This window comes from Burkholderia sp. Bp9090, assembly GCF_003857985.1.
Classification (GTDB): domain Bacteria; phylum Pseudomonadota; class Gammaproteobacteria; order Burkholderiales; family Burkholderiaceae; genus Burkholderia.
Genome location: NZ_QTPV01000002.1, coordinates 125,766 through 151,844, shown reverse-complemented (window position 1 = coordinate 151,844; position 26,079 = coordinate 125,766). Strand labels below are relative to the sequence as shown.

Sequence of the window (26,079 nt, the reverse complement as noted above, 5' to 3'; positions counted from 1 at the left end):
CTCTTCATGGCGCGTGGCATACCGAATGGTTCAGGCGCGTGCTTCGCGCTTCTTCAGATCGAGCGCGACGTCGACGATCATGTCTTCCTGACCGCCCACCATGCGTCGCTTGCCGAGCTCGACGAGAATGTCGACGGCTTTCAGGCCGTACTTCTTCGCCGCGATTTCAGAATGCCGCAGGAAGCTCGAATACACGCCCGCATAGCCGAGCGCGAGCGTTTCGCGGTCCACCCGCACCGGTCGGTCCTGCAACGGGCGGACGATATCGTCGGCCGCATCGAGCAGGCGATAGAGATCGGTGCCGTGATGCCAGCCAAGGCGCTCGGCCGCCGCGATGAACACTTCGAGCGGGGCATTGCCCGCTCCCGCACCCATGCCCGCCAGGCTCGCATCGATGCGGTCGCACCCCTCCTCGACCGCGACGATCGAGTTGGCCACGCCGAGGCTCAGGTTGTGATGGGCATGCATGCCCGTGTGGGTCTCGGGGCGAAGCACGGCCTTGAGCGCCCTGAAGCGCGCACGGATGTCGTTCATGTTCATCGCGCCGCCGGAATCGACCACGTACACGCAGGTCGCGCCGTAGCTTTCCATCTTCTTCGCCTCGACAGCGAGGTGGTCGGGCGCGGTCATGTGGCTCATCATCAGAAAGCCGACGGTATCCATGCCGAGGCTGCGCGCATATTCGATGTGCTGCTTCGAAATGTCCGCTTCCGTGCAATGGGTCGCGACACGTACGACACGCGCGCCCGCGTCGTACGCGGCCTTCAGGTCGTGAATCGTGCCGATGCCGGGCAGCAGCAGCGTCGCGATTTTCGCGTGCTTCACCACATCGGCTACCGCCTCGATCCATTCCAGATCACTGTGCGCGCCGAAGCCGTAGTTGAAGCTCGAACCCTGCAGGCCGTCGCCATGTGCGACCTCGATGCTGTCGACCTTCGCGTCATCCAGCGCGCGAGCAATGTCCTGCACGTTCTGAATCGAATACTGATGACGGATCGCGTGCATGCCGTCGCGCAGCGTCACATCGGAGATATAGAGTTTTTTGTCCATGATCGGGTGCTCCTTGCTTCAGGCGTTCACGAGCGACGCGGCCATGCGTTCGGCCGTTGCCAGCGCGGCGGAAGTCATGATGTCGAGATTGCCCGCGTAGGCCGGCAGATAATGGGCCGCGCCTTCCACTTCGATGAAGATCGAGGTCTTCAGGCCGCTGAAACGGCCGAGTCCGGGAATATGCAACGGCGCAGCGGAGGGGATGTCGTCGAACTGCACGGATTGCTTCAGGCGATAGCCGGGCACATAGGCCTGGACCGCCGCGGCCATCTCATCGACGGACGTTTCGATCAGCGTCCGGTCTGCCGCTTCGGACAGCACATAGACCGTGTCGCGCATCATGAGCGGAGGCTCGGCCGGGTTGAGCACGATGATCGCCTTGCCCTTGCCGGCACCGCCGACCGCTTCGATCGCCTTCGACGTCGTCTCGGTGAACTCGTCGATGTTGGCGCGCGTGCCAGGCCCCGCCGACTTGCTACTGATCGACGCGACGATCTCCGCGTAATGCACCTTCGCGACCCGCGACACTGCCGCGACCATCGGGATCGTCGCCTGTCCGCCGCACGTGACCATGTTCACGTTCGGCGCATCGAGTTGCGCGTCGAGGTTCACCACCGGCACGCAGTACGGGCCGATGGCGGCGGGCGTCAGATCGATCATGCGGATGCCTGGCTTGAGCGTGCGCAGGAACGCGTCGTTCGCCACATGTGCGCCGGCAGACGTCGCATCGAACACGAAGTCGATCTGGTCGAACACGGGCAGGCGCGCAAGCCCTTCCACGCCGTCATGCGTCGTCGCCACGCCGAGCTTCGCCGCGCGCGCGAGACCGTCCGAGGCCGGATCGATGCCGACCATCGCCGCGACCTCGAGATGCCGGCTGCGACGCATGATCTTTATCATCAGGTCGGTGCCGATGTTGCCCGATCCGATGATCGCGGCTTTGCACTTGGTGTTGTCTGCTGCCATGGAAATGTCTCCGTCCGTCATTCGCTGAAACTGGCGCGCACACCGCCGAGCCCTTCGATGTGTGCCGTATAAGTGCCGGCCGCGTTCACCGCGACCATCGGGCCGAGCGCACCCGTCAGCACGATGTCGCCGGCGCGCAGCGGCGTGCCGAGTCGAACCATCCGATCCGCGAGCCACGCAGCCGCATTCAGTGGATTGCCGAGGCACGCACTTGCATTGCCGCGTGAAAGCACTTCGCCGTCCTGCGTGAGCGTCATGGCACACGCGCTCAGCTCGATATCGCGCAGCAGCACCGGCCGGCTACCGAGCACGAACAGCGCGCTCGACGCGTTGTCCGCGACGGTGTCGAAAAACCGGATATCCCAGTCGCGAATGCGACTGTCGACGACCTCGATCGCGGCCACCGCATACGCGGTCGCCGAGATCAGATCCGCGAAGGTGTGTTTCTCGGCGGTCAGGTCGCGTTCGAGCACGAGTGCGATCTCCGCTTCGACCTTCGGCTGAATCAACGAGGCGAGCGGCATCGGCTGGCTGTCGCCGTAAGCCATCGACGCGAACAACGCGCCGAAGTCGGGCTGATCGACGCCGAGTTGCTTCTGCACCGCGGGCGAAGTCAGGCCGATCTTCCTGCCGACGACGCGCTCGCCGTTCGCCGCGCGCAAGTCGTTGTTGATTTGCTGGATCGCGTACGCGAGTGCCGGATCGCCTTCGGGACACGTATCGCGCAGTGGCGCGATCGCCCGACGCAAGGACTGCGCCTCACGCAGGCGCGCGGCCATCGAAAGAATGTTGCTGTCATCCGACATGGTTCTATCTCCTGGAAAGAGTCCGTTCTCGCGCGTGCATCGCGCCGAAGCCCGCGATCCATTCCGGAATCGCACGGTAGTAATCGATCGATGCCTCGTAGCGACCGCTCGCCGCAAGCGCACCGAATGCCGCAACCCACGTGCGGATCTCATGTGCGGACTTGCCTGCCTCACGCGTGATCGCTTCGTTCGTGAAGCCATCGGCGGCGGTGAGTTCACCGCGTTCGAGCAGTTCGAGAAATTTCTGGTCCCATGCGGGATTGAGCGGATGCAGCCGGCTGTCACCCGCCGCGAATGCCTTGGCCGCCGCGACGGTGCGCGACTGCCGCGCATCGCGCGACGCCGGCGACGGGTTGCGCCCCGCGATCAACCGTTCCGCGACGACATCGTCCGCGCCCGAGATTTCCGGCACCGGCGGCTCATGCGAAATACCGCCCGAGCCGATCAGCAACACGCGCCGCGGCATGCGCGCGACGGCACGACCAATCGCATCGCCGAGCAGCCGGGCGCGGCGGCACGACGCCATCGGCGGCGCAACCGAGTTGATGAAAACGGGCACCACGGGATAGCGGTCGATGCCACCGGTGAGTACCTCGAGCGCCTGCGCGCAGCCGTGATCGACCTGCATGCGATACGAAACGGCTACGTCGATATCGCTCGCGAGCGCGGCATCGGCGAGCGCGAGCGCCACATCGCGCGCGACGGGCAACGGGCCGGCCGCGCTGCCGAAATCGCCGATGGCCGTCGCACTCACGCCGATGCAGAACTGCGGCATCACGTCGTAGAAAAATCCGTTGTAGTGGTCCGGCGCGAACACGATCACCAGCTCCGGATCGAACGCATCGACCCGCTCGCGCGCCGCGCGCTGCACCAGCTCGACCTCCGCGACGACTTCCGGACTGGGGTCGAAATACCCGTGCAAGGGCGTGTGCGACATGCATTCGAGATGGATCGGCATCTCAGGCCCCTACCAGGTCGGCGGCGTGCGCGAACGTCGCGCCGTTGGCCGTCGCGCCCGTTGCCATCACAAGCGACAACCGTTGCGCAAGCTGCGACACGCAACCCGATACACATTGCGGCGAGCACATGCCGGCCACGAAGCGGTCGGGCCGCAACAGCACGACCGATTCGGGCACGCGCGCGAACCAGTCGCGCAGGCGCGAGTCGACATCGCCAACGGCGATCACGTCGTCAGGCACGTCGTCGTGGAAGGCGAGCTGCGGGTCGGGCTTCGCGATCACGAAACACCCCCCAAGCGCGTTCCAGATGCGGCGTGCCTCGGGAGTCAGGCCGAAGGTCGGGTCCGTGCCCCACCCCACGATCGCGAAGCGGTTGCCGATCGCATCGTCGAGCCGGACGATGCTGCCATCCACCAGACGCACGCGTGGCTGGATGAACATGCGGCCCACAGGAGTGCCAGCCTGCGCATCGCGGCCGTGCACCATCCGCCCGATCAGCGATTCACGTTTCTCGCTCATCAAACCGACCAGCCTGCCGAACGCGCCGTGTCCGCGCTTCGCGATCATGCGCGCGAGCAGCCCTTCGGACCGCGCGCGTCGCGCCAGAAGCACGACGCCCTCTTCATAGCGCGGCATCGGCTTGAAGCGCATCTCGACGAAATAGCGCTTCATGGAGGGCAGCACATCGAAGCAGCGCACGAACGCGTCACGCACTTTCGATCCGAAAAAGCTCGTCGGCGCGAAGATATCGCCCGCGACTTCCGACAGGTGGATCATCGAGCGCGCATGGGCACGCCGCTCCGTCGTGTAGGTATCGAGCAGCGCGTCGTGCGCGGTGCCTTTCACGACCATCGCGAGCTTCCAGCCGAGATTGCTCGCGTCGCGAATGCCGCTGTTGTAGCCCTGCCCCTGCCACACCGGCATGATGTGCGCTGCGTCCCCCGCGAGCAGGATGCGCTTGACGCGGAAGGTGCTCGCGAGCCGCGCGTTGTGCGTATAGACCCGCCGGCGAATGTAGTCGACCTTGTCAGGATCGTCGACGACCCCGCGCACCAACGTCGCCATGTTCTCCGGCTTCGACAGTTCCTCCTCCGTCTCGCCCGGCATCACCATGAATTCGAAGCGCCGGATGCCGTGCGGCAGCGCCGCCGAAACGTACGGACGCCGCGCGTCGCAATGCAGATAGACATGCGGAGAGCCGATCGGGTCGTTGCGCACGTCGATCACGATCCATTGATTCGGCTTCGTGCGGCCTTCGAACGGCACGTCGAGCGCGCGGCGCACAAAACTGTTGCCGCCGTCCGCGCCGACCATGTATGCGGCACGGATCGTTGTCTTCGCACCGTTCGCGTCTGTCACGTCGAGGGTCACCCCGCTCTCGTCCTGCGCGAAGCTGTCGACACTGTGGCCAAGCAGCGTCGATACATTCTCGAAACGCCCGAGACCGCGGTACAGAATCTGGTCGGCGAGCGGCTGGATGAAGGCATTGCGGCGTGGCCAGCCGAACTCGTCGGTGCGCGGCTCGATCGACGCGAAGCACTTCCCTTTCAGCGTGAAGCGCATCCAGTGATTCGGCGTGGTGTGCGGCAGCAGCTCGTCGACAAGGCCGACCGACTGGAATACGCGCAGTGCTTCGTCGTCGAGGCCGATGGCGCGCGGATAGTCGATGATCTGCGCGAGCTTCTCGATAACGACGACGCGCACGCCCTGCAGGCCGAGAATGTTCGCGATCATCAGGCCGACCGGGCCCGCGCCGATGATGGCGACATCTGCGTCGATCGAACGATGTGTCGTTTCGTGAGGATGAGCGCGGCCGTTGCCGGCCGCCGGTTCAAAGGCGGGGCGCATGCTTGTCTCCTGACTGGGCTTGTCCGATGTGCCGAACCGACGAAGCGCCTGGCTCTCGATCGTTCAGCTTATGAGCGCAGTTTATGGACGGCGGAAAACACCCTCAACAAAATCTCCGGAATGTGCATAGAATGCACATTGTTGATTTCAATGGGATTTTTCCGTGACGACCTACACGAACGTGCGCGGACTGGCGCGCGGCCTCCAGGTACTGCGGGCTCTGAATGCGATGGAAAACGGACGCGCGACGAGTCAGCAGATCGCCGATCTGACCGGCCTGCATCGCACTACGGTGCGCCGCCTGCTCGAAACGTTGATGGAGGAAGGATTCGTGCGCCGCAGCACATCGGACGACAGCTTCCGCCTGACGCTCGCCGTGCGTTCCTTGAGCGAAGGCTTCACCGATACCGAGCGCATCGCCACCGTGGCGCCGCCGATCATGGGGCAGCTGCTGCAGCGCGTCGCGTGGCCATCCGATCTGACCACGCCCGATGGCGACGCGATGATCATCCGCGAGACGACGCATCGCTTCAGCCGGCTGTCGTTTCATCGCGCGATGGTAGGGCGGCGTTTGCCGATGTTGCTGACGGCTGCGGGCCGCGCCTACTTCGCCATGTGCCCCGATGAGGAGCGCGAGGATATTCTGGACCTGTTGCGCTCCGGCGCGGGCGGTGAAGAACAACAGGCGTTCGCGAGAAACGATACGCTCGTGCGCAAGCTGATCCGGCGTGTGCGCGAAGATGGTTTCGGATCGAATCACGGCGACTGGACCGCGCAGGCGAAAATCGGCGCGGTGGCGGTCGCGATCAGCGCGGACGAACGCGTGATCGCCAGTCTCAATGTCGTCTTCCTGTCGCGCGCGGTAAGTCTCGAAGATGCCACTCGTCGCTATGTGCCCGAGCTGCAAAAAGCAGCATTGGATATCGCCGAAGCATTGAGGCAGGAACCAGCAACGCGTCCCCGTGCATCAACGTAGGCACCTGGACCGGCTGAATGTCGTGAACGGGAGCCGAACGGTCACGCAGATGACTATGTGCCGACCGCGCCGGACGGCCGAGCACGGCCGAACTAAGTCAGCCGACCTGACGCCGCCTGTTTGACCCAGTCCAACCTTTTACACATCGGGTTCGCACGCAAGCGCTTGTAGCCGGCGCGTATCCGCTTCGACTCCAGCCCATCCATCATCGGCCGTTGATCAATCGCGGCGGCATCCGGGAAACGCGGCGCATCCGTGACCCGTGATCGGATCGATCTCGTCACGTCATGCGCCGCAATACGTGCCTGGATCGGCAACGCGCTACAGCACCCGCTCCAGCGCACTCGCGAACCGCGCAACCGCCGCATCGACATCATTCAGCTTGTCGAGCCCGAACAAGCCGATCCGGAAAGTCTTGAAATCCGCCGGCTCATCGCATTGCAACGGCACGCCGGCCGCGATCTGCATGCCGACATCGGCGAATTTCTTGCCGGACCGGATATCGTCGTCATCGGTATAACAGACGACGACACCCGGTGCCTCGAAGCCTTCGGCCGCGACACTCCGGAACCCCTTCCCGGCGAGCAACGCACGAATCCGCGTGCCGAGCTCCAGTTGTTCCGCTCTCACCTTGTCGAAGCCGTACGCGTCCGTTTCCTTGATCACGTCGCGCAGCGTCGCGAGGCTGTCCGTGGGCATCGTCGCGTGATACGCGAACCCGCCGCTTTCGTACGCTTCCATGATCTGCAGCCACTTGCGCAGATCGCACGCGAAACTGGTGCTCGTCGTCGCATCGATGCGCTCGCGGGCGAGCGCACCGAGCATCACCAGCGCACAGCCGGGCGACGCGCTCCAGCCCTTTTGCGGTGCGCTGATCAGCACGTCGACACCGCTCGCTTCCATGTCGACCCAGATCGTGCCGGACGCGATGCAATCGAGCACGAACATGCCGCCGACCGCATGCACGGCGTCGGCGACCGCACGCAGATACGCATCGGGCAGCATCATCCCCGACGCGGTTTCGACGTGCGGCGCGAACACCAGATCCGGCTTGTGCTCGCGAATCGCCGCAACGACTTCATCGATCGGCGCCGGCGCAAAGGCGGCCTGTCTGCCCGCTTCGACCGGACGCGCCTTCAGCACGATCGACTCGGACGGAATGCTGCCCATGTCGAAAATCTGCGACCAGCGGAAACTGAACCAGCCGTTGCGGATGACGAGGCACTTCCTGTTCGTCGCGAACTGCCGGGCCACGGCTTCCATGCCGAACGTCCCGCTGCCCGGGACGATTGCGACCGCCTTCGCGTTGTAGACCTTCTTCAGCGCAGCGGAAATGTCGCGCATCACGCCCTGGAAGCGCTGCGACATGTGATTGATCGACCGGTCGGTGTACACGACCGAGTATTCGAGAAGCCCGTCGCGGTCGACATCGGGAAGTAATCCTGGCACGTTCGCCTCCGGTAAAGGACATGGGATGAGCGCGAGCGGTGTTCATGAGCGGATGCCGCTGCGCCGATGCAACGCTGCTTTTCTCTGATAGACGAACGATTCTAACGAAAGCTGTCCGCTCGTTGGAAATTTCGGCGCTTGTCTCATGCACGGCACATCCGGTGTCGTGCGCGCGACGGGTAGCCGCGCTATGGACGCGATGCCAGCAACCTGATCCCAGCGACCCCGAATACGACGGCCAGACACCCGTCCAGTGCCTTGTGGGTTCGCATGTAGATCCTTCGAACCGGCTCCATGGAAAACAGCCATGCATAACCGGCGAACACGCCGCACCCAATGGCCGCACAACCCACGACCAGTGCACCTTGCGACGGCCGGGTGCCGCCGGACGACAGCGCCACGATCGAAACCCACACGAGGATCGCCTTCGGATTGGTGAGATGAAGCATCGCACCGCGGCAATAGATGCTGGTCAACGTCGGCGTTCGCGCCGTTTCGGATACGGCGGGCGGCACCCGTCCGAGCGCATTGCGCGCCGACTTGAATGCAAGCCACAAGAGATACAGTCCGCCGAAAATCCTGATCGCGACGATGAACGGGGCATACGCGATCAGCGCAGCCGATACGCCCAGCACGGCCACACTCGCCCACAACATCGAACTCGACAGGACGCCAAGCGAGAACGTCAATGCCGCCTTTCGGCCGTGATTCGCCGCGATGGACATGATGGCGAGATTGCTCGGTCCGGGGCTCGCGGTACCGACGAAATAGATTGCGTAGGCAAACAGCAGGTCGGTCGCGAGGTGGGCATTGGCCGTCATGTTCTGGATTCCGCAACGAAAAGTGGCCGGATGATCGGACACAGGCGCAGCCGGCGAAAGAGGCAATATCGCCATCTTCCGTTGAATTTCGGACAAGCCGGCGAGACCGCATCGATGCACGCTACCGCGCCGTTGTCGACGCGCTCCGCCGCAAACGAGGCGGAGCGCGTCGCCCGTCACGCGCGCAACGGTCTCAACCCGGCACGCATTTCATTCGCGAAGATCATCGGTTCTTCCCATGCCGCGAAGTGCCCGCCTGTTGCCGGTTTGTTGAAGTAAATCAGATTGTGATAAGCCCTCTCGGTCCAGCTCCGCGGCGCCTGGTAGTTTTCCCCCGGAAACGCGCTCACCGCCGCCGGCACGCCGACGTCGGCCGCTAGGAAGAAGTTCGCATGCGATTCCCAGTAGAAACGCGCCGCCGAGACGCCCGTGTTCGTGAGCCAGTAAAGCGTGATGTCGTCGAGCACGTCGTCCCGTGTCAGCGCGCCGGCCGAGTGGCCGTTGACCGGGCGACCCTGCACGGCCGCGCTCAGCGCTGCCGCCGGCTGGCCGTAACCGTCTCCGTGGTCGAGCAGCCACGAAGCCAGCGCGACGGGCGAATCGGCGAGTCCGTACAACGTCTGCGGGCGCGTACCCATTTCAATCGCGTAACCGCGCTTCCTCTTGAAATTGGCGCTCAGCTGTTCATATGCGTGCCGCTCTTCGTCCGACAAGCCGGCAGGTGCGGGATCGCCGGCCGTCAGCGACTTCAGAATTTCCGCCGGCACGGACGCCGGGAAATTCACATGAATGCCCATCAACTCAGGCGGCGCCTGTTTCGCCATGATGTTCGTGACGATGCCGCCGAGGTCCCCGCCCTGCGAAGCAAAGCGCGCGTAGCCGAGCCGTTTCATCAGCGTCACCCATGCGCGCGCCGTGCGCTCCGGCCCCCATCCCGTCGTCGTGGGTCGCGCCGAAAAACCATAGCCGGGCAGCGACGGAATCACGAGATGGAACGCATCCGACGCCGGCGCGCCGTACGCAGTCGGATCGACGAGCGGCGCGATGATCTTGAACTGCTCGATGATCGAGCCGGGCCAGCCGTGGGTCACGATCAACGGCATCGCATTCTCGTGCTTCGAACGCACATGGATGAAGTGGATGTCGAGGCCATCGATTTCGGTCACGAATTGCGGGTACGCATTCAGCGTCGCTTCGCACTTGCGCCAGTCGTAGTCGTTCGCCCAATACCGCGCGAGCGCCTGAATGGTCGCAAGCTGAATGCCCTGCGACTCGTCGGCCACGGTCTCGCGGTCCGGCCAACGCGTCGCGTTGATGCGCTGCCGCATGTCGGCGAGCTGCGCGTCGGGCACATGCACCCGGAATGGCCGGATCGCCGATCTGTCGCCGCGTGCGGGTTCCGCGGTGCCGATTGCCGGGCTGGTCTGCGCGAGCGCCAGGCGGCTCAGCGAGCCGGCCGCCAGTGCGGCGGCCGCGATACCGACAAAGCGCCGGCGCGACAACGACGTCGTCACGTTGCGACCGGCACCGGCAGGCGCGCTTTCGGCGCCCGACATCAGGAGCGGCCGATCATCGGCAGCGTTCGTTTTCATATCACACACCTTTCAAGGAAAGATTTCATCGCACCCTTACATGCATATGCACATGTTGCGATCAAGAAAATGCGCGTTCATGCGACGACTGCCGGCCCCGATCGGCAAGCCGAATGTTCGGCAACGGCCGGGCAAGCCCGCGCATCACGCAGCCGCGGCACGCCAATCGTCCGCGCCCGCGTCATATCCGGCCACCGGCTGCGCGACGCGTTCGTGAACATGCGCGGTCGGCGTACGGTCGATCATCAGGCTCAGCAATTCCGAGCGGTTATAGTGACCGGCCGCGTCCATCAGCATCTTGCGACGGTCGATCAGCGAGAAGTCCAGATCGACGATGACCTCGCCCTCGCCCGATCGAAGCGGCTCGGCCATCAACATGCCGTCGGGCGACACGATCGTCGTGAAGCAGCCGCCCGAGATCGGGCCGATCGCGCAGCCGGTGTCCTTCATGATTTGCGCCTGCTGGTCGGCATCCAGCCACGCCGTTGCATTGACGACGAACGCGCCGGACTCGAGCGCATGCTGCCGGATGTTGATCTCCATGCGCTGCGCGAAGCCTTCCCCGAAGGCCGAACCCGGATACATCGCCGAATGAATCTGCTCGCCGTCGGCGATCATCGCGTAGCGCGCGAGCGGATTGTTGTGCTCGAAACACGCGAGCTGCCCGATACGGCCGACGGCGCTGTCGACCGCCCGCAGCCCCGATCCGTCGCCCTGCCCCCAAACCATGCGCTCGAAGTGCGTCGGCGTGATCTTGCGACGGCGCTGGATCAGTTGCCCGTCCGCGTCGAACAGCAATTGCGCGTTGTACAGCGTGCCGCCGTCGCGCTCGTTGACGCCGATGGACACGACCATGCCGGCCTTGCGTGCTGCTTCGCCGATCGCATCGGTCGCGGCGGACGGCACGGTGACGGCCTGTTCCAGCAGCCGAAGATGCTCGGTACCGGACAGCAGTTCGATGCCCGTCTGAACGGCCGCGAAATACGGGTAATAGGGGACGACCGTTTCGGGAAAAGTGGCGAATTGCACACCTTGCCGGCCAAGGTCGTGGATCTTCTCCACGACCTTGGCGACGGTGGCTTCACGACTGTAGAGCACCGGGCTGAACTGGACAGCGGCGGCCTTGACGACTTTCATGACACACTCCTTGGACAATGCGCGGTGCGGCACTCCGCTCGCGACTGGCGCATTGGAGCAGGCGAACGTATCCCGTTCTTGTCGGAAAGTCGGCGATGTGTATGCGTACGTATCCGCGTCTGTTGCAGATACTTCGGGATACAAATGGAGCACCAGGAGCGGCGCGATTCCATTGCGATCGGCAACGCGACGTCGCGACGCTCAATCGCGCCGATCGCGTGGTTCGGCTTGCACGCTCTTTGCCGCAGCACGCGAGAACTGCACTTGATATTCGCTCGGCGACAACCCCGTCTTGCGCTTGAACAGTTGCCGGAACGTACTGACATCGCTGTAACCGACGCGCTGACTCACGTCCTCGAGCCCGATCGGCCGTGTTTCCAGCAGACGTTTCGCAACCTCGACCCGCAGATTCTGCAGATACGTCAACGGCGCGAGGCCGACCGCTTCCTTGAAGCGACGATTGAGCGTACGTTCGCTGACGGCAAGCGATGCCGCCAGATCGCCGAGCCGGAATCCTTGCTGCAATGTCGCTTCCATCCGCTGCTGAGCGCGCGCCACGAGCGTGTCGGTATGCCCGTGTTCGTCGAGAAGCGTGGCAAAGGAGGCCTGCGACGTCCGGTTCATGTCGATCAACAGCGCCTTCGCGGTCATCGTCGCGAGTTCTCCGCCGGCGCAGGCTTCGACGAGATGCACGGCGAGGTTCAGATAGGACGTGACGGAGCCGCCCGAGATGATCCCGTCTTGCGCGAGCAGCAGCTCGTTCGCGCGGACTTCGACACGCGGATAGCGGCGCGCGAAATCCGCTGCTCTCGCCCAGTGCGTCGTCGCGACGCGGCCATCCAGCAGGCCCGCCTCGGCAAGCAGGTAATTCGCCGTGCAATACGCGGCGAGCATCGCGCCTGCCTTGTGTTGACGCCGCAGTGCGGAAGTCAGTTCGCTCAACTGCTCGCGATGCCCGAGGAACTCGTCGATCCGCGAAAAGAAAGGCGCCGTCAGCAGCACGGCGTCGGCTCGTTTGCGCGGGTCGATCTTGCCGTCGACCGGAATGATCTGACCTGACGCCGCCTTCACCGGTTGCCCGTCGAGCGACTCCACGCGCCATGCGAACAACGGCGCGGACGACGCGCCCGGTTCCGCCCGGCGCGCATGAAACTGATTTGCAGCGCTGAAGACATCGACCGGGCCCGCGACGCCGGACGCCAGGATTCCGTCATAGACCCAGATGCGGATGATCGCCATTGCGTGTCCGAATTTCCTTGAATAGTGGCGATGCTGCCACTTTCCTGCGCCCGCGTAAACCGCGACGATGGCGCCATCCGATCAACCGAAAACAGGAGCATCCCATGCCGATGATCGATGCGATGTGGCCCGACCACGCACTGACGCCCGATGCTGAAGCCCGCCTCATCAGGGAACTGACCGATATCCTCATCGAAGCAGAAGGGTACGATCCCGCGAGCCCGGTCGTTCAGCGCGTGACCGTATTCCATCTGCACCGGCCGGCCGCGATCTACATCGGCGGCGAACGTACCGATACGGTGCGCTACCGGATCATTCCTTCGGTTCCCGAAGGGCAATACACCGACGAATCGCGCCGCTCGCTCGTCCGACGCGTCACGGAAGCCGTGGCACGCGCGGAAGGCCGGCCGTTCGACGATGTCGCACCGCGCGTCTGGATCTTTCCGACCGAGATACCGGACGGTGCGTGGGGAACGCGCGGCGCGATCTGGACGCTGCCCGATATCCACGCGCTGCTCGCGGGCGAACCGGAGCGCGACGCGGGCGCCGAGCGCCTTGCGCGACGGCGCCGAGAAAAGGCACGCGTTGCGCTCGCGGCAGCGCTCGATGCCGCAAACGCAGGTGTCACGCGCAACGCGTGCAAGGAGTAACCGCCATGAAATTCAACGACACGGCCCCGATGATGGCACCAGCCGACGGTCCACCGCGGTGGCTGGCGCGCCTGGCCGAAAACGCGACGCTGGAAGCCACCGTGCTGAAGCGCCCGATCGACGGGCGAGCCGACATTCTCTCGGTGATCAAGCACGCGGTCTCGCTCTACGAGTTCCAGCAGCATGCTTACAAAGGCATGATCGGCAACGAACTTTATCTGGAATCCTATCGTTCACGTATCAATGGCGTGCCGATCGAGACGGTGGTCGTCGCCCATATGAACGAGCAAGGCGATACGGATTCCGTCGTCATCAATCATCGACCGCTCGATGCCGCACTACTCTTCTCGCAATTGATGCGCGAGCGCGTGGACGAGCGCTTTCGCGCGTGTTATCTGTCGGAACGGGAAGCCGCCGCGCTCAATGCGGCAGCCGTCCCGCCACCGGGCCCGGGGCCGCAGGATGAAACGCCTTCTTCTTGATTTGACGGCAGCTTGCTTGCTGCTCGCTTTCGCAGGAGTCTCCATGGCACATTCCGCTGCGTTGCCGACCACGCCCATCACGAAGATACTGGCGATCGGTACGTTTCCTCCCGGCACGGACATGCAGCACGTCCAGACCATTCTTCCGACCGAAGTCCGCGAGACGACACAGCTGTATCTCGCGGGCAAGATCGATCAGTGGTATTCCCTGCAGGACCGGCCCGGGGTCGCGTTCGTCCTGAACGTGACGGACACGGGTGAAGCGCATGAAATGCTGGAACGACTCCCGTTGGGGAAGGCTCACCTCATGACGTTCACGCTGCTCCCGATCGGCCCGCTCAAGCCATTGAGCAAGCTCTTGAATCCTCCGGCGGCTCAGTAGAAACCCCTGCACCCCGCCATCTTTCGAAACAGCGAAGCGCACCGTGTGCCGCGCGATGTCGCACCGAACGAGATCCTCGATCATGACTCGACCCGTAACGAAAACACCCGCCTCTCCCGCCGCCGCTGCGGGTTCTTCAACGTGCCCGACCGTGCCGGCGCCATCGTCGCCGGAACCCACGGTCGATGTCGGCGACGTGCAGGTCAATGCCGACATCACGCTGCGCCGCATGGTCTACCGCCCCGCACGATCGAAGGGCATCGTGCTGTTCCTGCACGGCTTCCCCGAGACGATGTATGCGTGGAAGCCGATTGCCGAATCACTGTCCTCCGACTACGAGGTGCATGCGTTCGACTGGCCAGGCTACGGGCAATCGTCGCGTCCGCGCGCCGATCGCTTTTCGTACGCGCCGAGCGACTATGCCCGTGTGCTGCGAGACTACATCCGTACGTCGGGCATCGATGGTTCGAGACTGTTGATTTATGCGACGGATATCGGTGCGCTTCCGGCGCTGCTGGCAGCGTTGGAACAACCGGATATCGCGCGGGAAATCATCGTTGGTGACTTTGCCCCGTTCAACCGGCCGCAATATATGTACGAAAGCCTGCAAGGCCTGAAGTCGAAGCCTTCATCGGATATCGTGCGCGCCGCCATGAACAGGAATCGCGACGAAATCCTCGCAAACACGTTCTTCCGGGGCATGGAGGATGACGAGCGCTACACGTTGCCCGAGGAATTCATGGACGACGTGGCGAAGGGATGGGACGGTGACTTGACCGCGGCCGACGCCTTTTTCCACTACTACGCATGCTTCACCCGGGATCAGGACTACTTCGAAGCCAATATGGCAAAGCTGAAAGTCCCCGTTAAGGTTGTGTGGGGCGGGAAGGACATCTATATCAAGAAGGAAATGGGCATCGAGTACGCGGACCGAAACGGGGTGAACATTTCGATTCTTCCGGAACTGGGCCACTTTCCGCATCTGCAGGCGCCCGCCCGGACGGCGAACGAAGTTCGGGCTTCGTTCGGCGAGGCGAGCGATCGCGCGACCAAGTAGCGGACAACGGGGGACGACTCCGCTCCCGCCGGGCGATTCAATCGCACCGCCGATCACTTCGGCCATCGCCAGCCGGGATCGGACCGGCATTCGGCGAAGTAGCCGGACCGTCAGGCCGACGCGTCGAAACGCAACATCGTGAAACCGGGCTTGCGCTCCGAGGGCACGGGAACATAATCTTTAACGATACCGGCGGACGTAACGAACGATTCCGCCCGGGTTCCCTGACGTCCTGCGATGAACATCAAAAGCCGTGCCCACCAGCACACGGCCCGCCCGCCCCGCAAGCCCGATGCCGGCCTGCTGCGGTGGATCAACGGACTCGCCGCGGCGCGCACGTATCGATTGCATTGGCTGCCGCACGATCTGCTTGCCGGCGTCACGCTCAGTGCCGTGCTCGTGCCCGCCGGCATGGCGTACGCGAACGCAGCGGGCCTGCCCGCCGTCAACGGGCTCTATGCGTCGCTTGCCGCGATGCTCGCGTACGCGCTCTTCGGCCCCAGCCGCATCCTCGTGCTCGGCCCCGACTCCGCGCTGGTTGCGCTGATTGCCGCAAGCATCACGCCGCTTGCTCACGGCGATGCCGCGCATGCGCTGGCCCTTGCCGGCGCGCTCGCGATACTCGCGGGCGCGATCTGCATCGCGGTCGGGGTGCTCAGGCTCGGATTCGTCACCGAGCTGCTGTCGCTACCCATCCGGTACGGTTTTCTGAACGGCATCATGCTGACGATCAGCATCGGACAATTGCCCAAGCTCCTCGGCTACAAGGGCAACGGCGAATCGTTCATCGAGCAGGTGCGCGACGTGGTCGCCGGCATCGCGGCATCGAAGGTGAACGCAACGTCGTTCGCACTCGGTGTCGCCGCGCTCGCGCTGATACTCGCGTGCAAACGGCTCTGGCCCAGGATGCCGGGTGTGCTGCTCGCCGTGGCGGGCGCGACGGCGGTGGTGATGTGGTTCGATCTGTCGACGCGCGCCGGCGTTGCAACCGTCGGTGCGGTCCCGCAAGGCCTGCCGGTGCCGCGCATCCCCGACGTGAGCTTCGACGACTGGCTGCATCTCGCGGGCAGCGCAGCGGCGATCGCGCTCGTTTCGTTCACGGATATCAGCGTGCTGTCCCGCACCTACGAACTGCGCAACGACACCAGCGTGGACCGGAATCACGAATGCATCGCGCTCGGGCTGTCGAACCTCGCCGCCGGCCTGATGCAAGGGTTCGCGGTGAGCGCGAGCGGCTCACGCACGCCCGTCGCGGAAGCGGCGGGCGCGAAGACGCAGGCGACGGGCGTGGTGGCTGCCGCGGTCGTTGCCGCACTGTTGCTGTTCGCGCCGCGCGCGCTTGCGCACACGCCACAATCCGCGCTGGCCGCCGTCGTGATCGCGGCATGCGTGAACATGATCGAGGTGCGCGGCGTCGTGCGGCTTTATCGGCTCCGCAAAAGCGAGTTCGTGCAGGCGGTGGCGTGCTTCGTCGGCGTTGCAGCCGTCGGGGTCGTGAACGGCATTGCGCTGGCACTGCTGCTCACCGTGCTGTCGTTTCTATGGCGCGCGTGGCGGCCTTACGATGCCGTGCTCGGGCGGGTCGACGGCACGAAGGGCTATCACGACGTGTCGCGCCATCCGGACGCGCGGCGCGTGCCCGGGCTCGTGCTGCTGCGCTGGGATGCGCCGCTCTTTTTCGCGAATGGCGAAATCTTTCGGGAACGGGTGTTGCGCGCGGTCGATGAATCGCCGGAGCCGGCACGCTGGATCGTCATCGCGGCGGAGCCCGTGACCGACATCGACCTCACGGCTGCCGATGTCCTCGAACGGCTGCATCTTGAACTTGCCGCGCGGCAGGTCAAGCTGGTCTTCGCGGAGCTGAAAGGCCCCGTCAAGGACAGCCTCAAACATTACGGCATGTACAGCATGTTCGGCGACGACAACTTCTTTCCGACGATCGGCGCAGCGGTAAGCCGTTATGTGGACATGCATCGAATCGAGTGGCACGACTGGGAAGACTCCCGGGGATCGGCGGGGAACTGATGGTCGGCAACATATCGGAGGCGGTATGGAACGAGAGCTGAAGCTGCGGGTTTCCGCAAAGAACCTCGACAAGTTGCGCCACGCGCCGTTGCTTGCGCCGTCCAACGGCGCCGGTGCGACTCAACAGCTGACGAGCACGTACTTCGACACTGCCACGCTCGCATTTCACCGGTGCGCGGCTTCCCTGCGGGTGCGTGCGGCCGGCAACCACAGAGTCCAGACGTTGAAACTGGAAGGATCGGCCCGGGCCGGCCTGTTCGAGCGGGACGAATTCGAGACGCCCGTCGACGGCGACGTCCCCGATCTGACACGGCTGCGGGACACGCTCCCCGATGACACCGAGTGTGGCCGCCTGGTTCGCGACCAGGCCACGGCACCGGATCTTCAGCCCGTGTTCGTCACGCGGATCAAGCGGCGGGTTCTACCGCTGCGCCTGCCTTCCGGCGACGAAGTCGAGGTCGCGCTCGACAAGGGGACGGTCGACGCGGATTCGAAGTCGGTCCCGATCGCCGCGATCGAACTGGAACTGAAACGCGGCCGCCCCGAAAACCTGTACGGCATCGCACTGGAATTGCTCGACATCGCGCCATTGCGCATCGATCACGAGAGCAAGGCCGATCTCGGGTACGGGCTGCTCGTCGCCGAGCACCAGCCGGCCGTCAAGGCGCGACCGGTGCAGTTGAAGAAGCGCGATTCGATCGAAGACGCGTTCTGCCGGATCGTGCGCAACTGCCTGGACCAGATCCGCGCCAACGAACGCGGTGTCGAGTCCGGCCATGATCCGTCGAGCGTGCATCAGATGCGGGTGGGGCTGCGTCGCCTGCGTTCGGCGCTCGACCTGTTCGCGAAAGTGATTCCCGCGTATCCCGGCCTTGACGACGAACTGCGCTGGATCGCCGGCGAGCTCGGCGCCGCGCGCGACTGGGAAGTACTTGCCGGAGCGACGCTCGACCATGCCGGCACGAACGGCAATCCGGACGAGATCCGTCCAGTGCGGAACGCCTGCAAGCGCATTGCCGCCCTCAATCGCCAGCGCGCGGCTTCCGCAGTCGGATCGGTTCGCTACACGCGGCTCGCGTTACAGCTCGCGTCATGGGTGAACCGAAAGGGCTGGCGGGACGGGATGCCTGACGAACGGCGCGATGCCATCATGCAGCCGGCGAGTCCGTTTGCTCACGAAGTTCTGCGTCGCCGGCACCGGAAACTGATCAAACGCGGCAAGAGGCTGGCCGATCTCGACGATCACCGGCGTCACCGTGCGCGCATCGCGGCGAAGAAAGTCCGGTACGCCACCGAATTTTTCGCGTCGCTGTGCCGCAAGCAAGCCGTCCGCTCGTACGTCGACGCGCTGTCCGAACTTCAGGATGATCTGGGCTGGCGTAACGATGCCGTGGTCGCCGAGCAGTTTCTGAAAGCGCTGCCTCGCACGTCACCCGACGCCGCGCCGGGTGCGGGCTTTGCTCGCGGCTTTCTGGCCGCGCGCGCCGCGGCCGATCATCAGACGTTGAAGCAGCTGTGGAGCCGCTTCAAACGGCTGTCGCCGCCGCACTGAAGCGGCACGCGGCCGCATCGACGTGGCGCGATGGCACTCAGGGCTTGCACGCGATCGCCTCGATCTCGATCCTGGTGCCGACCATGTTCGTCGCCTGCAACGTCGAGCGTGACGGCTTGTTCTCGGGGAAGAACTCCGCATAGACGCGATTGAATTCGGCGAAGTCGCGCGCGTCTTCGAGCCAGACGGTGGTTTTCACGACGTCGCCGAGCGTGCATCCTGCCAGCGCGAGTACGTGTGCGACGTTCTTCAACGTCTGACGTGTCTGCGCTTCGATCCCGCCGGCAACGATGCTGCCGTCTTCGTTTCTCGCCACCTGACCGGATACGAATACCAGATCGCCGGCTTTGGTCGCCAACGATCGAGGCAGGTTTCGCGTGACGGGGTTGCTTTCTGCGAAGTATTCGATTGCCATTTGAACCTCCGTTCGATCCGCCTGGCGCCTGCGCCGGCCAATGACGACGAGCGTAGCGCGGAACCCGCGCGCTGCCAATCCGGTGTTCGCGACCGAAGCGCCGCGACATGCTGCGTCGCCCCGTCGTCGCCAATCAATAGCGCTCGGACACACCGTCGATCCCGCGCTCGTGCAATTCGCGCACGAGCCTCGCACGCACCGTCGCGACATCGGAAAACGCGGGCCGTCGACGCGCGGCGATTTCGTCAGCCGTATAAGGCTTGAAATCGCGCGGCAGCGCATCGCGATTCATCGTCGTGAGCACCCAGTTCAGTACGTCGGCGAGATCCTGGTCCGACAGCGCCGAGTTCGACGCGCCGGGCACGCGCATCACATATTCGCGCCCGGCCGGCAGATGCGTGAAATAGCCGAGCGAGTTCGCGAGCGGCGGCACCTTGCCCGGAATGCCGCCGCCCGTCGCCGTGTGGCAGCCCATGCAGTTGAGGACCCAGTGCTGCCGCGCGAGCGTGGCGTCGGCCGCGCCGTCGGCATGCGCGGGAGCTGCAATCGCACATGTCGCGACAGCAATCACCAGCGCCGAAGACAGACGGCGTGTCACGAACGAGCCGATCCGCAACGCCGCCGTACGCCCGCCGCGACGCCGAATGCCGGCCGCATTCACAGCCCCAGCCCCTTCGTCACGATCGCACGCTGCGCGTGAACGGCCGTGCCGTCCATCTCCTTCGCCCGCGCCGCGCGAATGTCGGCTGCCGTGAACGGCTTCGCGTCGCCGTGCCGGTCGTTGAGATCGAACACGACGTAGTTGAGCACGTTCGCGATGTCGTCATCGCTCGCGCTCGCGAACGACGGCATCTTGAAGTTGTAACGCTTTTCGTGCACCTCGATCTCGCCGAACATCCCGTGCAACAGCGTCGCGACGAGTTGCGCGCGGCCCGCGTCGGCCGTCGCGTACTTGCCCGGATACTCGGTCAGCGGCGGCGCGAGGCCGTCCTGCCCCTTGCCGCCCGCCTGGTGGCACACCGCGCACTGCGCGTCGAACAGGCTCTTGCCCGCCGGGTAATGAACGGCCTGCTGCGCACCGGCCTCGTCCGGCAGCATCAGAAACCCGGCGGCAGCCGCCACGCACGCGGCCACGATCTTTCCAGCTTGCTTCACTTTCATTGCTTTGCCGCTCCCAGCAGGACCGAAACCGAACAGTGGTAATTCGAATTACCGTTCGCCATGCACCAGTTGATGTCGTTGTTCAGCGACAGCTTGTACAGCGGCTTCTCGCGCTCGTTGCGGTTGCAGAAGCACTTGCCGCAAGACGTCTTGCCGCAGCAGTCGTTGTACGACACGATGTAGTCCGAACCGTCGTGCGGATTGCGGCAGGTGCCGATCCACGTGATCGGCGACGGTGTGGTGCCCGGCGGGCAGCTGCTCGACGTACCGCCGCAGCAGCTGCACAGCCAGCCGTCGATCGCGCAGTATTTCCAGTAGTCGCAGCTCATCGGATCGTCGCTCGCGCCCGATGCGGCGGCACCGGACGCCGCCGATGCACCCGAGGCCGCGTCGGCCGCATACGCGGTTCGATCGACGGGCAACAGCGGCAGCATCGCCGATCCCACCAGCACCTTGCCGAGCTTCGCCATCGCGCTGCGCCGCGAACTATGCTGCGCGACGCCACGCGCCGACCGTTCGAACCATGAATCAAACAGGCCCATTCCGTTGTTCTCCGTTGACGTTGAAGGAAGGTCGGCCGATCACGCGTGCTGCGCGTGCTCTTGATGGCCGTCGTGGTCGTGATCGCCGTGCACGAACTGCTGCAGCGATGCGACGCCACGCTCTTTCGCTTCGAACAGGCTCTCGAGATGCTCGCGCGTATTGACGAGCCCCTTCGCGCGCACGGTGCCGGTGTCGTCGAGCAGCACCGCGTACGGCAGCTTGCCGATCTGGTACGCGAGGCCGAGCTCCTGCGACAGTACGTACGGGAAGCGCGCGAGGTCGTGCTTCTGCGCGAAGCGCGTGTGTTCGTCGGGATCGCCGTCGCTCGCGAGCACGATGTTCACCGGCGTCGACTCGCTCGCCTGCAGCGACGGCAACAGCGGCAGCAGCTTCTTGCAGACCGGGCACGTCGGCGACAGGAAGAACAGCAGCGTCGCCTTGCCCGCTGCATCGATGCCGCCGACCTTCACCTGCGAGCCGCGAATGTCGGTCAGCTCGAAGGCGGGCGCGATCGCGCCGACCGCCGGCCCCTTGTCGATCATCAGTGCGCCGGCCGGCATGATGCGTTCGTACAGGATGCCGATCTGGCGCACGAGCGCGAGGCAGATCGCGCCGAGCGCGAGCACGGCGACCCACAGCAAGGCGGTGGAAACGGTGAGAGCGGTTTGCATCATGAATTCCTCAGGTGGGAAAGGCGCGGTACGTTGGCGAGCAGCACGTCGACGGTGAGCAGCGCGCAGACGATCAGCAGCACGGAAGAGAACAGCGTCAGGTAGTCGAACCACACGACCGCGCGGCTGCCCGGCTCGACGAGCGCGGTTGCGGCCAGCACGACGAGCAGCAGCACGCGCGCGACATGCAGCCAGCCGATGCCGCGCGGCGCATCCGTGCGCGCGGCCGCGGCAATACCGGAACAGCCGCAGTCGATGTCGGTGTGGCCGCGCAGGATGTTGATCGTCACGCCGGCCGCGAACACGAGCAGCAATGCGATCAGGCCGAGCGCGCCGGTCATGCGTGTATCGGGAAACAGCAGCGCCGCGGCGCAGACGGCTTCGGCGAGCGGAATCGCGAACGCGGCGGGCGCGGTGAGCGCATCGGGCAGCAGGCGATAGCCGGCGAGCGCCTGCCGGAACGCGGCCGGCCGGCGCATCTTCGCGAAGGCGCCGAGCAACACGACGACGGCGGCGCCTGCCTGCGCGCTGGTGGCGAGTACGGGATCGAGCGTCATCGCGGCCTCACGGATTCACGAGCAGCGTCGACGTACTGCCGATCTGCTTCTCGACGTGCTGCAGCTTGCCGCTGTGCGCGTCCATCACGACGAGATCGGACGTGCCCGTCAGCCCGTAGAACAGCGGCTTGTCGTCCTCGCTGACCTGGATCGACACGAGCGGATCGACCTTCTGCTGCGCGAGATCCCAGCGCGCGACGCGCTGTTTCGTCTTCAGGTCGTAGATCCACACCTGCGTGCCGGGATCCTTGTGCGTGCCGTCGCCACCCTTGTGCATCAGCACGTAATAACGGTCCTGCCTGACCTGCACGGCCGTCTGCTGCATGCCGCCCGGGCGCCAGCCTTCGGCGCGCTCGGCGTCGGTCAGCAGCGACCACGACTTGCCGAACGCGGGCCTGGCGCCGTTGAAATCGGCGCTGCGCACGTTGCCGTGGTAGGTCGTGAACAGATAGCCGCCCTGGTAGCGCGACGCGTTGATGAAGGCCGGATCGTTGTCGACGTCGATGAATGCATCGGACATCGTGCGCTTCACCTCCTTGCCGTTCGCGTCGAGCGTGACCGTGAGCGCCTTGCCGCTTTCGCACAGCGCGGTGAAGCGGTCGTTCCCCGACGGATACGCAAGCACGCATGCCGCGGTGTCGATCTCGGACAGCACCTGCTTCGACACCGCGTCGATCACCGTCACCGACGCGGCCGGCGTGATGTTCGCGACGTACAGCCGCGTGCCGTCCGCGCTGAACGCGGTGTTGTACGGCGACGGCACGTGCTGCCCGTGCTTCGCCGGAATCACGATCTCTCCGGTGTGATCGAGCGTCGTGTTGTCGGTCATCTCGACGACGTCGGTGCGCGTGCCGTGCGAGCCGCGCGAGAAATAGGTCGTCGCGATGAAGCTGGTCCTGTGGTCGGGCGAGATCGCGAGGCCGGGCGCGAAGCCGCCGTCGATCTGGCCGAGCAGCTTCTTCGCGTCGGCGTCGTACACGAAGATGCGCCCGTCGGTCATCGTCGGCATCGCGATGTCCACGACGTACACCGCGTGCGGATGCCACGGCGGCATCTTCTGCACGACCAGTTCCTCGGGCTTTTCCGTCGCGTCCGCGCTGCCGTCCCACGCCGCCGCGAACGCCAGCGTCGCCGCGAAAGCCGCGGTGCGTCGCCTTGTTCTCATGTCGCCTCCAGTTGGGATTCAGGTAATGTGGGGCGACTGTAGTTCGACAATAAATCGGTTCAGCACCCGGACCGGCAACGCGTGCGTGCCGATTCGGGATATTGGAAAACCGCCTGAAAGGCACCTGCGGCGCGCCCCATCCGACCCCGCCAGAACCCCTGCCGGAATAGCGCTCATCCGTATTGCACCGACCGCCCGGTCGGTTTAATCTTGCGCGGTCCGAACGACCGCCGGAGGCGCCGTGCTCGTGTTTCACCAGATGTTCGACGACGCAGACCGGCATGCCGAGGCGCTGCGCGGCTGGGATCAGCGTTACGACCAGATCGGCTGCGGCTCGTATCGCAGCACGGTCAAGCACGTGGAGCTCGACGGCGTGCAGTTGTTCCAGGAAGCGGCGAACGTGCGCGTCATCCAGCGCGGGCGCCTGCCGGCTGGCCATACGGTATTCGGAATGCCGCTCACCGGCTCGGGCACCTTCGCCTTCGGCGATGCGCGCATCGAGCGCGGCACGATCGTGATGGCGCGCGGCGGCTCGCCGTTCGAACTGCATTCACCCGACGACATGTCGCTGATCGGCGTGGTCGTCGACGCCGAGCTGATGCAGCAGATCGAGGATGCCGCCGACGTCCGGGTCGACGAGCGCGCGCTGCGGCGCGGCGTCGTCGACGTGCCGGTCGCCGCACGCGAACGCGCAAGCCTGCAGTTCGCGACACTGCTCGAACGCGTGCTGTCGGCACCCGCCACGTTCGATGCGGCGCGTGCGCAGTCCGAGTTGCGCGGCGAGGTCGCCAACGTGCTCGTCGATCTCCTGACCTACCGGATGCCCGAGCCGCCGCACCGCCTCACGCATGCGTGCCACGCCGACATCGTGCGGCGCGTGCACGACTACGTGATCGGGCACCCGGAAGCGCCCGTCGACATCCTGAGCCTGTGCACGCAGCTGCGCGTGAGCCGGCGCACGATGCAGAACAGCTTCCAGTCGGTCGTGCAGACCGGTCCGCTGAACTACACGCGCTCGCTGCGCCTCGCGCAGGTGCGACGCCTGCTGCTCGACACGCGGCAGTCGGACCTGCCGATCAGCGAAGCGGCCGCGCGCTGGGGCTTCATCCACCTCGGGCATTTCGCGAACGCGTACAGGGCCCAGTTCGGCGAACTGCCTTCGACGACGGCGCGCCGGACGGTGCGCGGCGCAAAAACGCGCTGAGCGCCGGCAAAAACCGCGATAATCGTGCGTTGAACGTCCGGCTTCCGCGAGCCGGGCGCGGCGTGCGCGGGCCTGCCCGCTCGCCGTGTCGCGCCCGCGCAGTACGTGACGACCACCCGCTTCCACCCCACGCCCCGATGCCAGAGGATTTCCACTTCCTGTTGCTGCCCGGCTTCTCCGCGCTCGGCTTCATGTCGGCGGTCGAACCGCTGCGCGTCGCGAACCGCTTTCGCACCGAGCTGTACCGCTGGCACGTGATCAGCGCGGACGGCACGCCCGTCGCCGCGAGCAACGGCATTCCGGTCGCGGCCGAAGCCGCGTACGCGGACGTCGCGCAGGTCGAGACGGTGTTCGTCGTCGCCGGCTTCGATCCGCTCGTGTGCTACGACCGTGCGCTCGCCGACTGGCTGCGCCGCCAGAACCGGCACGACGCGACGCTCGGCGGCATCGACACCGGCAGCTTCGTGCTCGCGGAAGCCGGGCTGTTCGACGCCTCGCAAACGCTGACGCTGCACTGGGAAGCGCTCGCCGCGTTCCGCGAGCGCTACCCGGGCCTGAACGCGACGCAGGAACTGTTCGAGATCGACGACCGGCGCATCACCTGCGCGGGCGGCACCGCGTCGATCGACATGATGCTCGACCTGATCGGCCGGCGGCATGGCGCCGATCTCGCGGCGGCCATCTCCGAACAGTTCGTCGTGAGCCGCATCCGGCAGCGCTCGGACAGCCAGCGGCTCGAGATCGCCGCGCGCTATGGCGTGCACAACCGCAAGCTGATCCAGGTGATCGACACGATGCAGCGGCACATGGAAACTCCGCTCGGCTCCGATGCGCTCGCGCAGGACGTGGCGATCACGCGGCGCCAGCTCGAACGGCTGTTCAGCGCGACGCTGAACGACACGCCGACGCGCTTCTACCTGAACCTGCGCCTCGATCGCGCACGCGAGCTGCTGCAGCAGACCGACATGAGCATCACGTCGGTGTGCGTTGCGTGCGGCTTCGAATCGCCGTCTCATTTCTCGCGCACATATCGCTCGCGTTTCGGCGTGAGCCCGCGCAGCGACCGCCGCGCGACGCGCTGAACGGCGCCGCTTTTGCGTACAATCCGGCGCGCTATTGCACGCGCCGGCAGCGTTTCCCGCCATTCGCTCAACAATGCCGGCGATTGATCGACGGACCGAAGCGGCCTTCGAAAATAAATTGCAAAGTTGCCGAAAATATTCTGTAACATACCTCGCAATTAGATAGGCAGCCCTAAGGAGATGAGAGCCCGGGCCCGACGCATGTCGCGCCACGCAGGCTGCCAAACCGATATCAATTCCGAGGGGTATGACATGACGATGCTCGCCTCACCGTCGCCGCACCTGCCTGC

The 26,079-nt window shown here is 65.1% G+C and carries 26 protein-coding genes; 9 read left to right on the top strand and 17 right to left on the bottom strand.

Going from position 1 to position 26,079, the window contains the following annotated elements; genetic code table 11:
* Window positions 1–30 precede the first annotated feature (30 nt).
* From dmpG to DIE16_RS02340, 5 genes are read right to left on the bottom strand one after another with little or no spacing between them, the layout of a single operon-like run.
* Window positions 31–1,053, bottom strand: a complete 1,023-nt coding sequence (gene dmpG / locus DIE16_RS02360) for a 4-hydroxy-2-oxovalerate aldolase (RefSeq protein WP_311769693.1) — start codon at window positions 1,051–1,053, stop codon at window positions 31–33.
* A gap of 15 nt (window positions 1,054–1,068) precedes the next feature.
* Window positions 1,069–2,016, bottom strand: a complete 948-nt coding sequence (locus DIE16_RS02355; protein WP_124891688.1) for an acetaldehyde dehydrogenase (acetylating) — start codon at window positions 2,014–2,016, stop codon at window positions 1,069–1,071.
* Window positions 2,017–2,033: 17 nt separating this feature from the next.
* Window positions 2,034–2,822, bottom strand: coding sequence for a 2-keto-4-pentenoate hydratase (gene mhpD / locus DIE16_RS02350; protein WP_124891687.1), 789 nt, complete (start codon window positions 2,820–2,822; stop codon window positions 2,034–2,036).
* Window positions 2,823–2,826: 4 nt separating this feature from the next.
* Window positions 2,827–3,780 carry a 3-carboxyethylcatechol 2,3-dioxygenase gene (locus DIE16_RS02345; RefSeq protein ID WP_124485184.1) on the bottom strand — a complete coding sequence of 318 codons (954 nt, stop codon included), beginning with the start codon at window positions 3,778–3,780 and terminating at the stop codon, window positions 2,827–2,829.
* A 1-nt stretch (window position 3,781) separates the two neighbouring features.
* The gene (locus DIE16_RS02340; protein ID WP_124891686.1) at window positions 3,782–5,629 is read right to left on the bottom strand and encodes a bifunctional 3-(3-hydroxy-phenyl)propionate/3-hydroxycinnamic acid hydroxylase; all 1,848 of its coding nucleotides are present in this window, start codon (window positions 5,627–5,629) and stop codon (window positions 3,782–3,784) included.
* Window positions 5,630–5,792: 163 nt separating this feature from the next.
* Here DIE16_RS02340 and DIE16_RS02335 point away from each other — a divergent pair, with 163 nt between their 5' ends.
* Window positions 5,793–6,605, top strand: a complete 813-nt coding sequence (locus DIE16_RS02335) for a DNA-binding transcriptional regulator (protein ID WP_124485182.1) — start codon at window positions 5,793–5,795, stop codon at window positions 6,603–6,605.
* Window positions 6,606–6,926: 321 nt separating this feature from the next.
* On the opposite strand, the gene DIE16_RS02330 is transcribed toward DIE16_RS02335, so the two are convergent.
* The 5 genes from DIE16_RS02330 to DIE16_RS02310 all read right to left on the bottom strand — a co-directional run bounded on the left by DIE16_RS02330 (window position 6,927) and on the right by DIE16_RS02310 (window position 12,843).
* Window positions 6,927–8,054 (bottom strand): aminotransferase class V-fold PLP-dependent enzyme, encoded by a 1,128-nt coding sequence (locus DIE16_RS02330; protein WP_124891685.1) that lies wholly within the window; start codon window positions 8,052–8,054, stop codon window positions 6,927–6,929.
* Window positions 8,055–8,242: 188 nt separating this feature from the next.
* Window positions 8,243–8,875, bottom strand: a complete 633-nt coding sequence (locus DIE16_RS02325) for a LysE family translocator (RefSeq protein ID WP_124891684.1) — start codon at window positions 8,873–8,875, stop codon at window positions 8,243–8,245.
* Window positions 8,876–9,051: 176 nt separating this feature from the next.
* Complete coding sequence (locus DIE16_RS02320; protein WP_124891792.1) at window positions 9,052–10,431, bottom strand: epoxide hydrolase family protein; 1,380 nt, start codon at window positions 10,429–10,431, stop codon at window positions 9,052–9,054.
* Window positions 10,432–10,611: 180 nt separating this feature from the next.
* On the bottom strand, window positions 10,612–11,604 hold the full coding sequence (locus DIE16_RS02315) for a carbon-nitrogen hydrolase family protein (RefSeq protein ID WP_044847772.1): 993 nt from the start codon (window positions 11,602–11,604) through the stop codon (window positions 10,612–10,614).
* Between the two features lie 201 nt (window positions 11,605–11,805).
* Complete coding sequence (locus DIE16_RS02310) at window positions 11,806–12,843, bottom strand: GlxA family transcriptional regulator (RefSeq protein WP_044847771.1); 1,038 nt, start codon at window positions 12,841–12,843, stop codon at window positions 11,806–11,808.
* A gap of 104 nt (window positions 12,844–12,947) precedes the next feature.
* Between DIE16_RS02310 and DIE16_RS02305 the strand changes: the two genes are divergently transcribed.
* The 6 genes from DIE16_RS02305 (at window position 12,948) to DIE16_RS02280 (ending at window position 18,991) form a co-directional block, all read left to right on the top strand.
* On the top strand, window positions 12,948–13,493 hold the full coding sequence (locus tag DIE16_RS02305) for a tautomerase family protein (protein ID WP_124521806.1): 546 nt from the start codon (window positions 12,948–12,950) through the stop codon (window positions 13,491–13,493).
* A 5-nt stretch (window positions 13,494–13,498) separates the two neighbouring features.
* Window positions 13,499–13,975 (top strand): hypothetical protein, encoded by a 477-nt coding sequence (locus DIE16_RS02300; protein WP_124521525.1) that lies wholly within the window; start codon window positions 13,499–13,501, stop codon window positions 13,973–13,975.
* Between the two features lie 43 nt (window positions 13,976–14,018).
* On the top strand, window positions 14,019–14,357 hold the full coding sequence (locus DIE16_RS02295) for a muconolactone Delta-isomerase family protein (RefSeq protein WP_124891683.1): 339 nt from the start codon (window positions 14,019–14,021) through the stop codon (window positions 14,355–14,357).
* Between the two features lie 82 nt (window positions 14,358–14,439).
* Entirely contained in the window at window positions 14,440–15,414 is a 975-nt protein-coding gene (locus tag DIE16_RS02290) for an alpha/beta fold hydrolase (RefSeq protein ID WP_124891682.1), read from the top strand.
* Between the two features lie 237 nt (window positions 15,415–15,651).
* A complete protein-coding gene (locus DIE16_RS02285; RefSeq protein ID WP_124521519.1) occupies window positions 15,652–17,439 on the top strand; it encodes a SulP family inorganic anion transporter in 1,788 nt (595 codons plus the stop codon).
* Between the two features lie 25 nt (window positions 17,440–17,464).
* Window positions 17,465–18,991 (top strand): CYTH and CHAD domain-containing protein, encoded by a 1,527-nt coding sequence (locus DIE16_RS02280; RefSeq protein WP_124521517.1) that lies wholly within the window; start codon window positions 17,465–17,467, stop codon window positions 18,989–18,991.
* A gap of 37 nt (window positions 18,992–19,028) precedes the next feature.
* Here the strand turns inward: DIE16_RS02280 and DIE16_RS02275 are convergent, their stop codons facing one another.
* The 7 genes from DIE16_RS02275 to DIE16_RS02245 all read right to left on the bottom strand — a co-directional run bounded on the left by DIE16_RS02275 (window position 19,029) and on the right by DIE16_RS02245 (window position 23,503).
* The gene (locus DIE16_RS02275) at window positions 19,029–19,406 is read right to left on the bottom strand and encodes a RidA family protein (RefSeq protein ID WP_044847766.1); all 378 of its coding nucleotides are present in this window, start codon (window positions 19,404–19,406) and stop codon (window positions 19,029–19,031) included.
* Between the two features lie 133 nt (window positions 19,407–19,539).
* Window positions 19,540–20,022: a cytochrome c gene (locus tag DIE16_RS02270; protein ID WP_185500327.1), complete on the bottom strand. Its 483-nt coding sequence runs from the start codon at window positions 20,020–20,022 to the stop codon at window positions 19,540–19,542.
* Between the two features lie 41 nt (window positions 20,023–20,063).
* A complete protein-coding gene (locus DIE16_RS02265) occupies window positions 20,064–20,567 on the bottom strand; it encodes a cytochrome c (protein ID WP_124521514.1) in 504 nt (167 codons plus the stop codon).
* A complete protein-coding gene (locus DIE16_RS02260) occupies window positions 20,564–21,109 on the bottom strand; it encodes a methylamine dehydrogenase light chain (RefSeq protein WP_044847763.1) in 546 nt (181 codons plus the stop codon). The genes DIE16_RS02265 and DIE16_RS02260 overlap by 4 nt, the downstream gene beginning before the upstream one ends.
* Before the next feature lie 39 nt (window positions 21,110–21,148).
* Window positions 21,149–21,784 carry a methylamine dehydrogenase accessory protein MauD gene (gene mauD, locus DIE16_RS02255; RefSeq protein WP_124666908.1) on the bottom strand — a complete coding sequence of 212 codons (636 nt, stop codon included), beginning with the start codon at window positions 21,782–21,784 and terminating at the stop codon, window positions 21,149–21,151.
* Window positions 21,781–22,338, bottom strand: a complete 558-nt coding sequence (locus DIE16_RS02250; RefSeq protein ID WP_124891681.1) for a MauE/DoxX family redox-associated membrane protein — start codon at window positions 22,336–22,338, stop codon at window positions 21,781–21,783. Before DIE16_RS02250 ends, mauD begins: the two co-directional genes overlap by 4 nt.
* Window positions 22,339–22,345: 7 nt before the next feature.
* A complete protein-coding gene (locus DIE16_RS02245) occupies window positions 22,346–23,503 on the bottom strand; it encodes an amine dehydrogenase large subunit (protein ID WP_124891680.1) in 1,158 nt (385 codons plus the stop codon).
* Window positions 23,504–23,744: 241 nt separating this feature from the next.
* On the opposite strand from DIE16_RS02245, the gene DIE16_RS02240 reads away from it, so the two are divergent.
* Together DIE16_RS02240 and DIE16_RS02235 are read left to right on the top strand one after the other, a co-directional pair.
* The gene (locus DIE16_RS02240) at window positions 23,745–24,707 is read left to right on the top strand and encodes a helix-turn-helix domain-containing protein (RefSeq protein ID WP_124485166.1); all 963 of its coding nucleotides are present in this window, start codon (window positions 23,745–23,747) and stop codon (window positions 24,705–24,707) included.
* Between the two features lie 137 nt (window positions 24,708–24,844).
* On the top strand, window positions 24,845–25,789 hold the full coding sequence (locus DIE16_RS02235; RefSeq protein WP_124891679.1) for a GlxA family transcriptional regulator: 945 nt from the start codon (window positions 24,845–24,847) through the stop codon (window positions 25,787–25,789).
* Window positions 25,790–26,079: the final 290 nt, after the last annotated feature.

Excerpts from the sequence above, each read along its gene's own strand:
- DIE16_RS02355 (WP_124891688.1), bottom strand. The coding sequence starts at position 2,016 with ATGGCAGCAGACAACACCAAGTGCAAAGCCGCGATCATCGGATCGGGC.
- mhpD (WP_124891687.1), bottom strand. The coding sequence starts at position 2,822 with ATGTCGGATGACAGCAACATTCTTTCGATGGCCGCGCGCCTGCGTGAG.
- DIE16_RS02345 (WP_124485184.1), bottom strand. The coding sequence starts at position 3,780 with ATGCCGATCCATCTCGAATGCATGTCGCACACGCCCTTGCACGGGTAT.
- DIE16_RS02340 (WP_124891686.1), bottom strand. The coding sequence starts at position 5,629 with ATGCGCCCCGCCTTTGAACCGGCGGCCGGCAACGGCCGCGCTCATCCT.
- DIE16_RS02325 (WP_124891684.1), bottom strand. The coding sequence starts at position 8,875 with ATGACGGCCAATGCCCACCTCGCGACCGACCTGCTGTTTGCCTACGCA.
- DIE16_RS02320 (WP_124891792.1), bottom strand. The coding sequence starts at position 10,431 with ATGTCGGGCGCCGAAAGCGCGCCTGCCGGTGCCGGTCGCAACGTGACG.
- DIE16_RS02315 (WP_044847772.1), bottom strand. The coding sequence starts at position 11,604 with ATGAAAGTCGTCAAGGCCGCCGCTGTCCAGTTCAGCCCGGTGCTCTAC.
- DIE16_RS02310 (WP_044847771.1), bottom strand. The coding sequence starts at position 12,843 with ATGGCGATCATCCGCATCTGGGTCTATGACGGAATCCTGGCGTCCGGC.
- DIE16_RS02305 (WP_124521806.1), top strand. The coding sequence starts at position 12,948 with ATGCCGATGATCGATGCGATGTGGCCCGACCACGCACTGACGCCCGAT.
- DIE16_RS02300 (WP_124521525.1), top strand. The coding sequence starts at position 13,499 with ATGAAATTCAACGACACGGCCCCGATGATGGCACCAGCCGACGGTCCA.
- DIE16_RS02295 (WP_124891683.1), top strand. The coding sequence starts at position 14,019 with ATGGCACATTCCGCTGCGTTGCCGACCACGCCCATCACGAAGATACTG.
- DIE16_RS02290 (WP_124891682.1), top strand. The coding sequence starts at position 14,440 with ATGACTCGACCCGTAACGAAAACACCCGCCTCTCCCGCCGCCGCTGCG.
- DIE16_RS02285 (WP_124521519.1), top strand. The coding sequence starts at position 15,652 with ATGAACATCAAAAGCCGTGCCCACCAGCACACGGCCCGCCCGCCCCGC.
- DIE16_RS02280 (WP_124521517.1), top strand. The coding sequence starts at position 17,465 with ATGGAACGAGAGCTGAAGCTGCGGGTTTCCGCAAAGAACCTCGACAAG.
- DIE16_RS02275 (WP_044847766.1), bottom strand. The coding sequence starts at position 19,406 with ATGGCAATCGAATACTTCGCAGAAAGCAACCCCGTCACGCGAAACCTG.
- DIE16_RS02265 (WP_124521514.1), bottom strand. The coding sequence starts at position 20,567 with ATGAAAGTGAAGCAAGCTGGAAAGATCGTGGCCGCGTGCGTGGCGGCT.
- DIE16_RS02260 (WP_044847763.1), bottom strand. The coding sequence starts at position 21,109 with ATGGGCCTGTTTGATTCATGGTTCGAACGGTCGGCGCGTGGCGTCGCG.
- mauD (WP_124666908.1), bottom strand. The coding sequence starts at position 21,784 with ATGATGCAAACCGCTCTCACCGTTTCCACCGCCTTGCTGTGGGTCGCC.
- DIE16_RS02250 (WP_124891681.1), bottom strand. The coding sequence starts at position 22,338 with ATGACGCTCGATCCCGTACTCGCCACCAGCGCGCAGGCAGGCGCCGCC.
- DIE16_RS02245 (WP_124891680.1), bottom strand. The coding sequence starts at position 23,503 with ATGAGAACAAGGCGACGCACCGCGGCTTTCGCGGCGACGCTGGCGTTC.
- DIE16_RS02235 (WP_124891679.1), top strand. The coding sequence starts at position 24,845 with ATGCCAGAGGATTTCCACTTCCTGTTGCTGCCCGGCTTCTCCGCGCTC.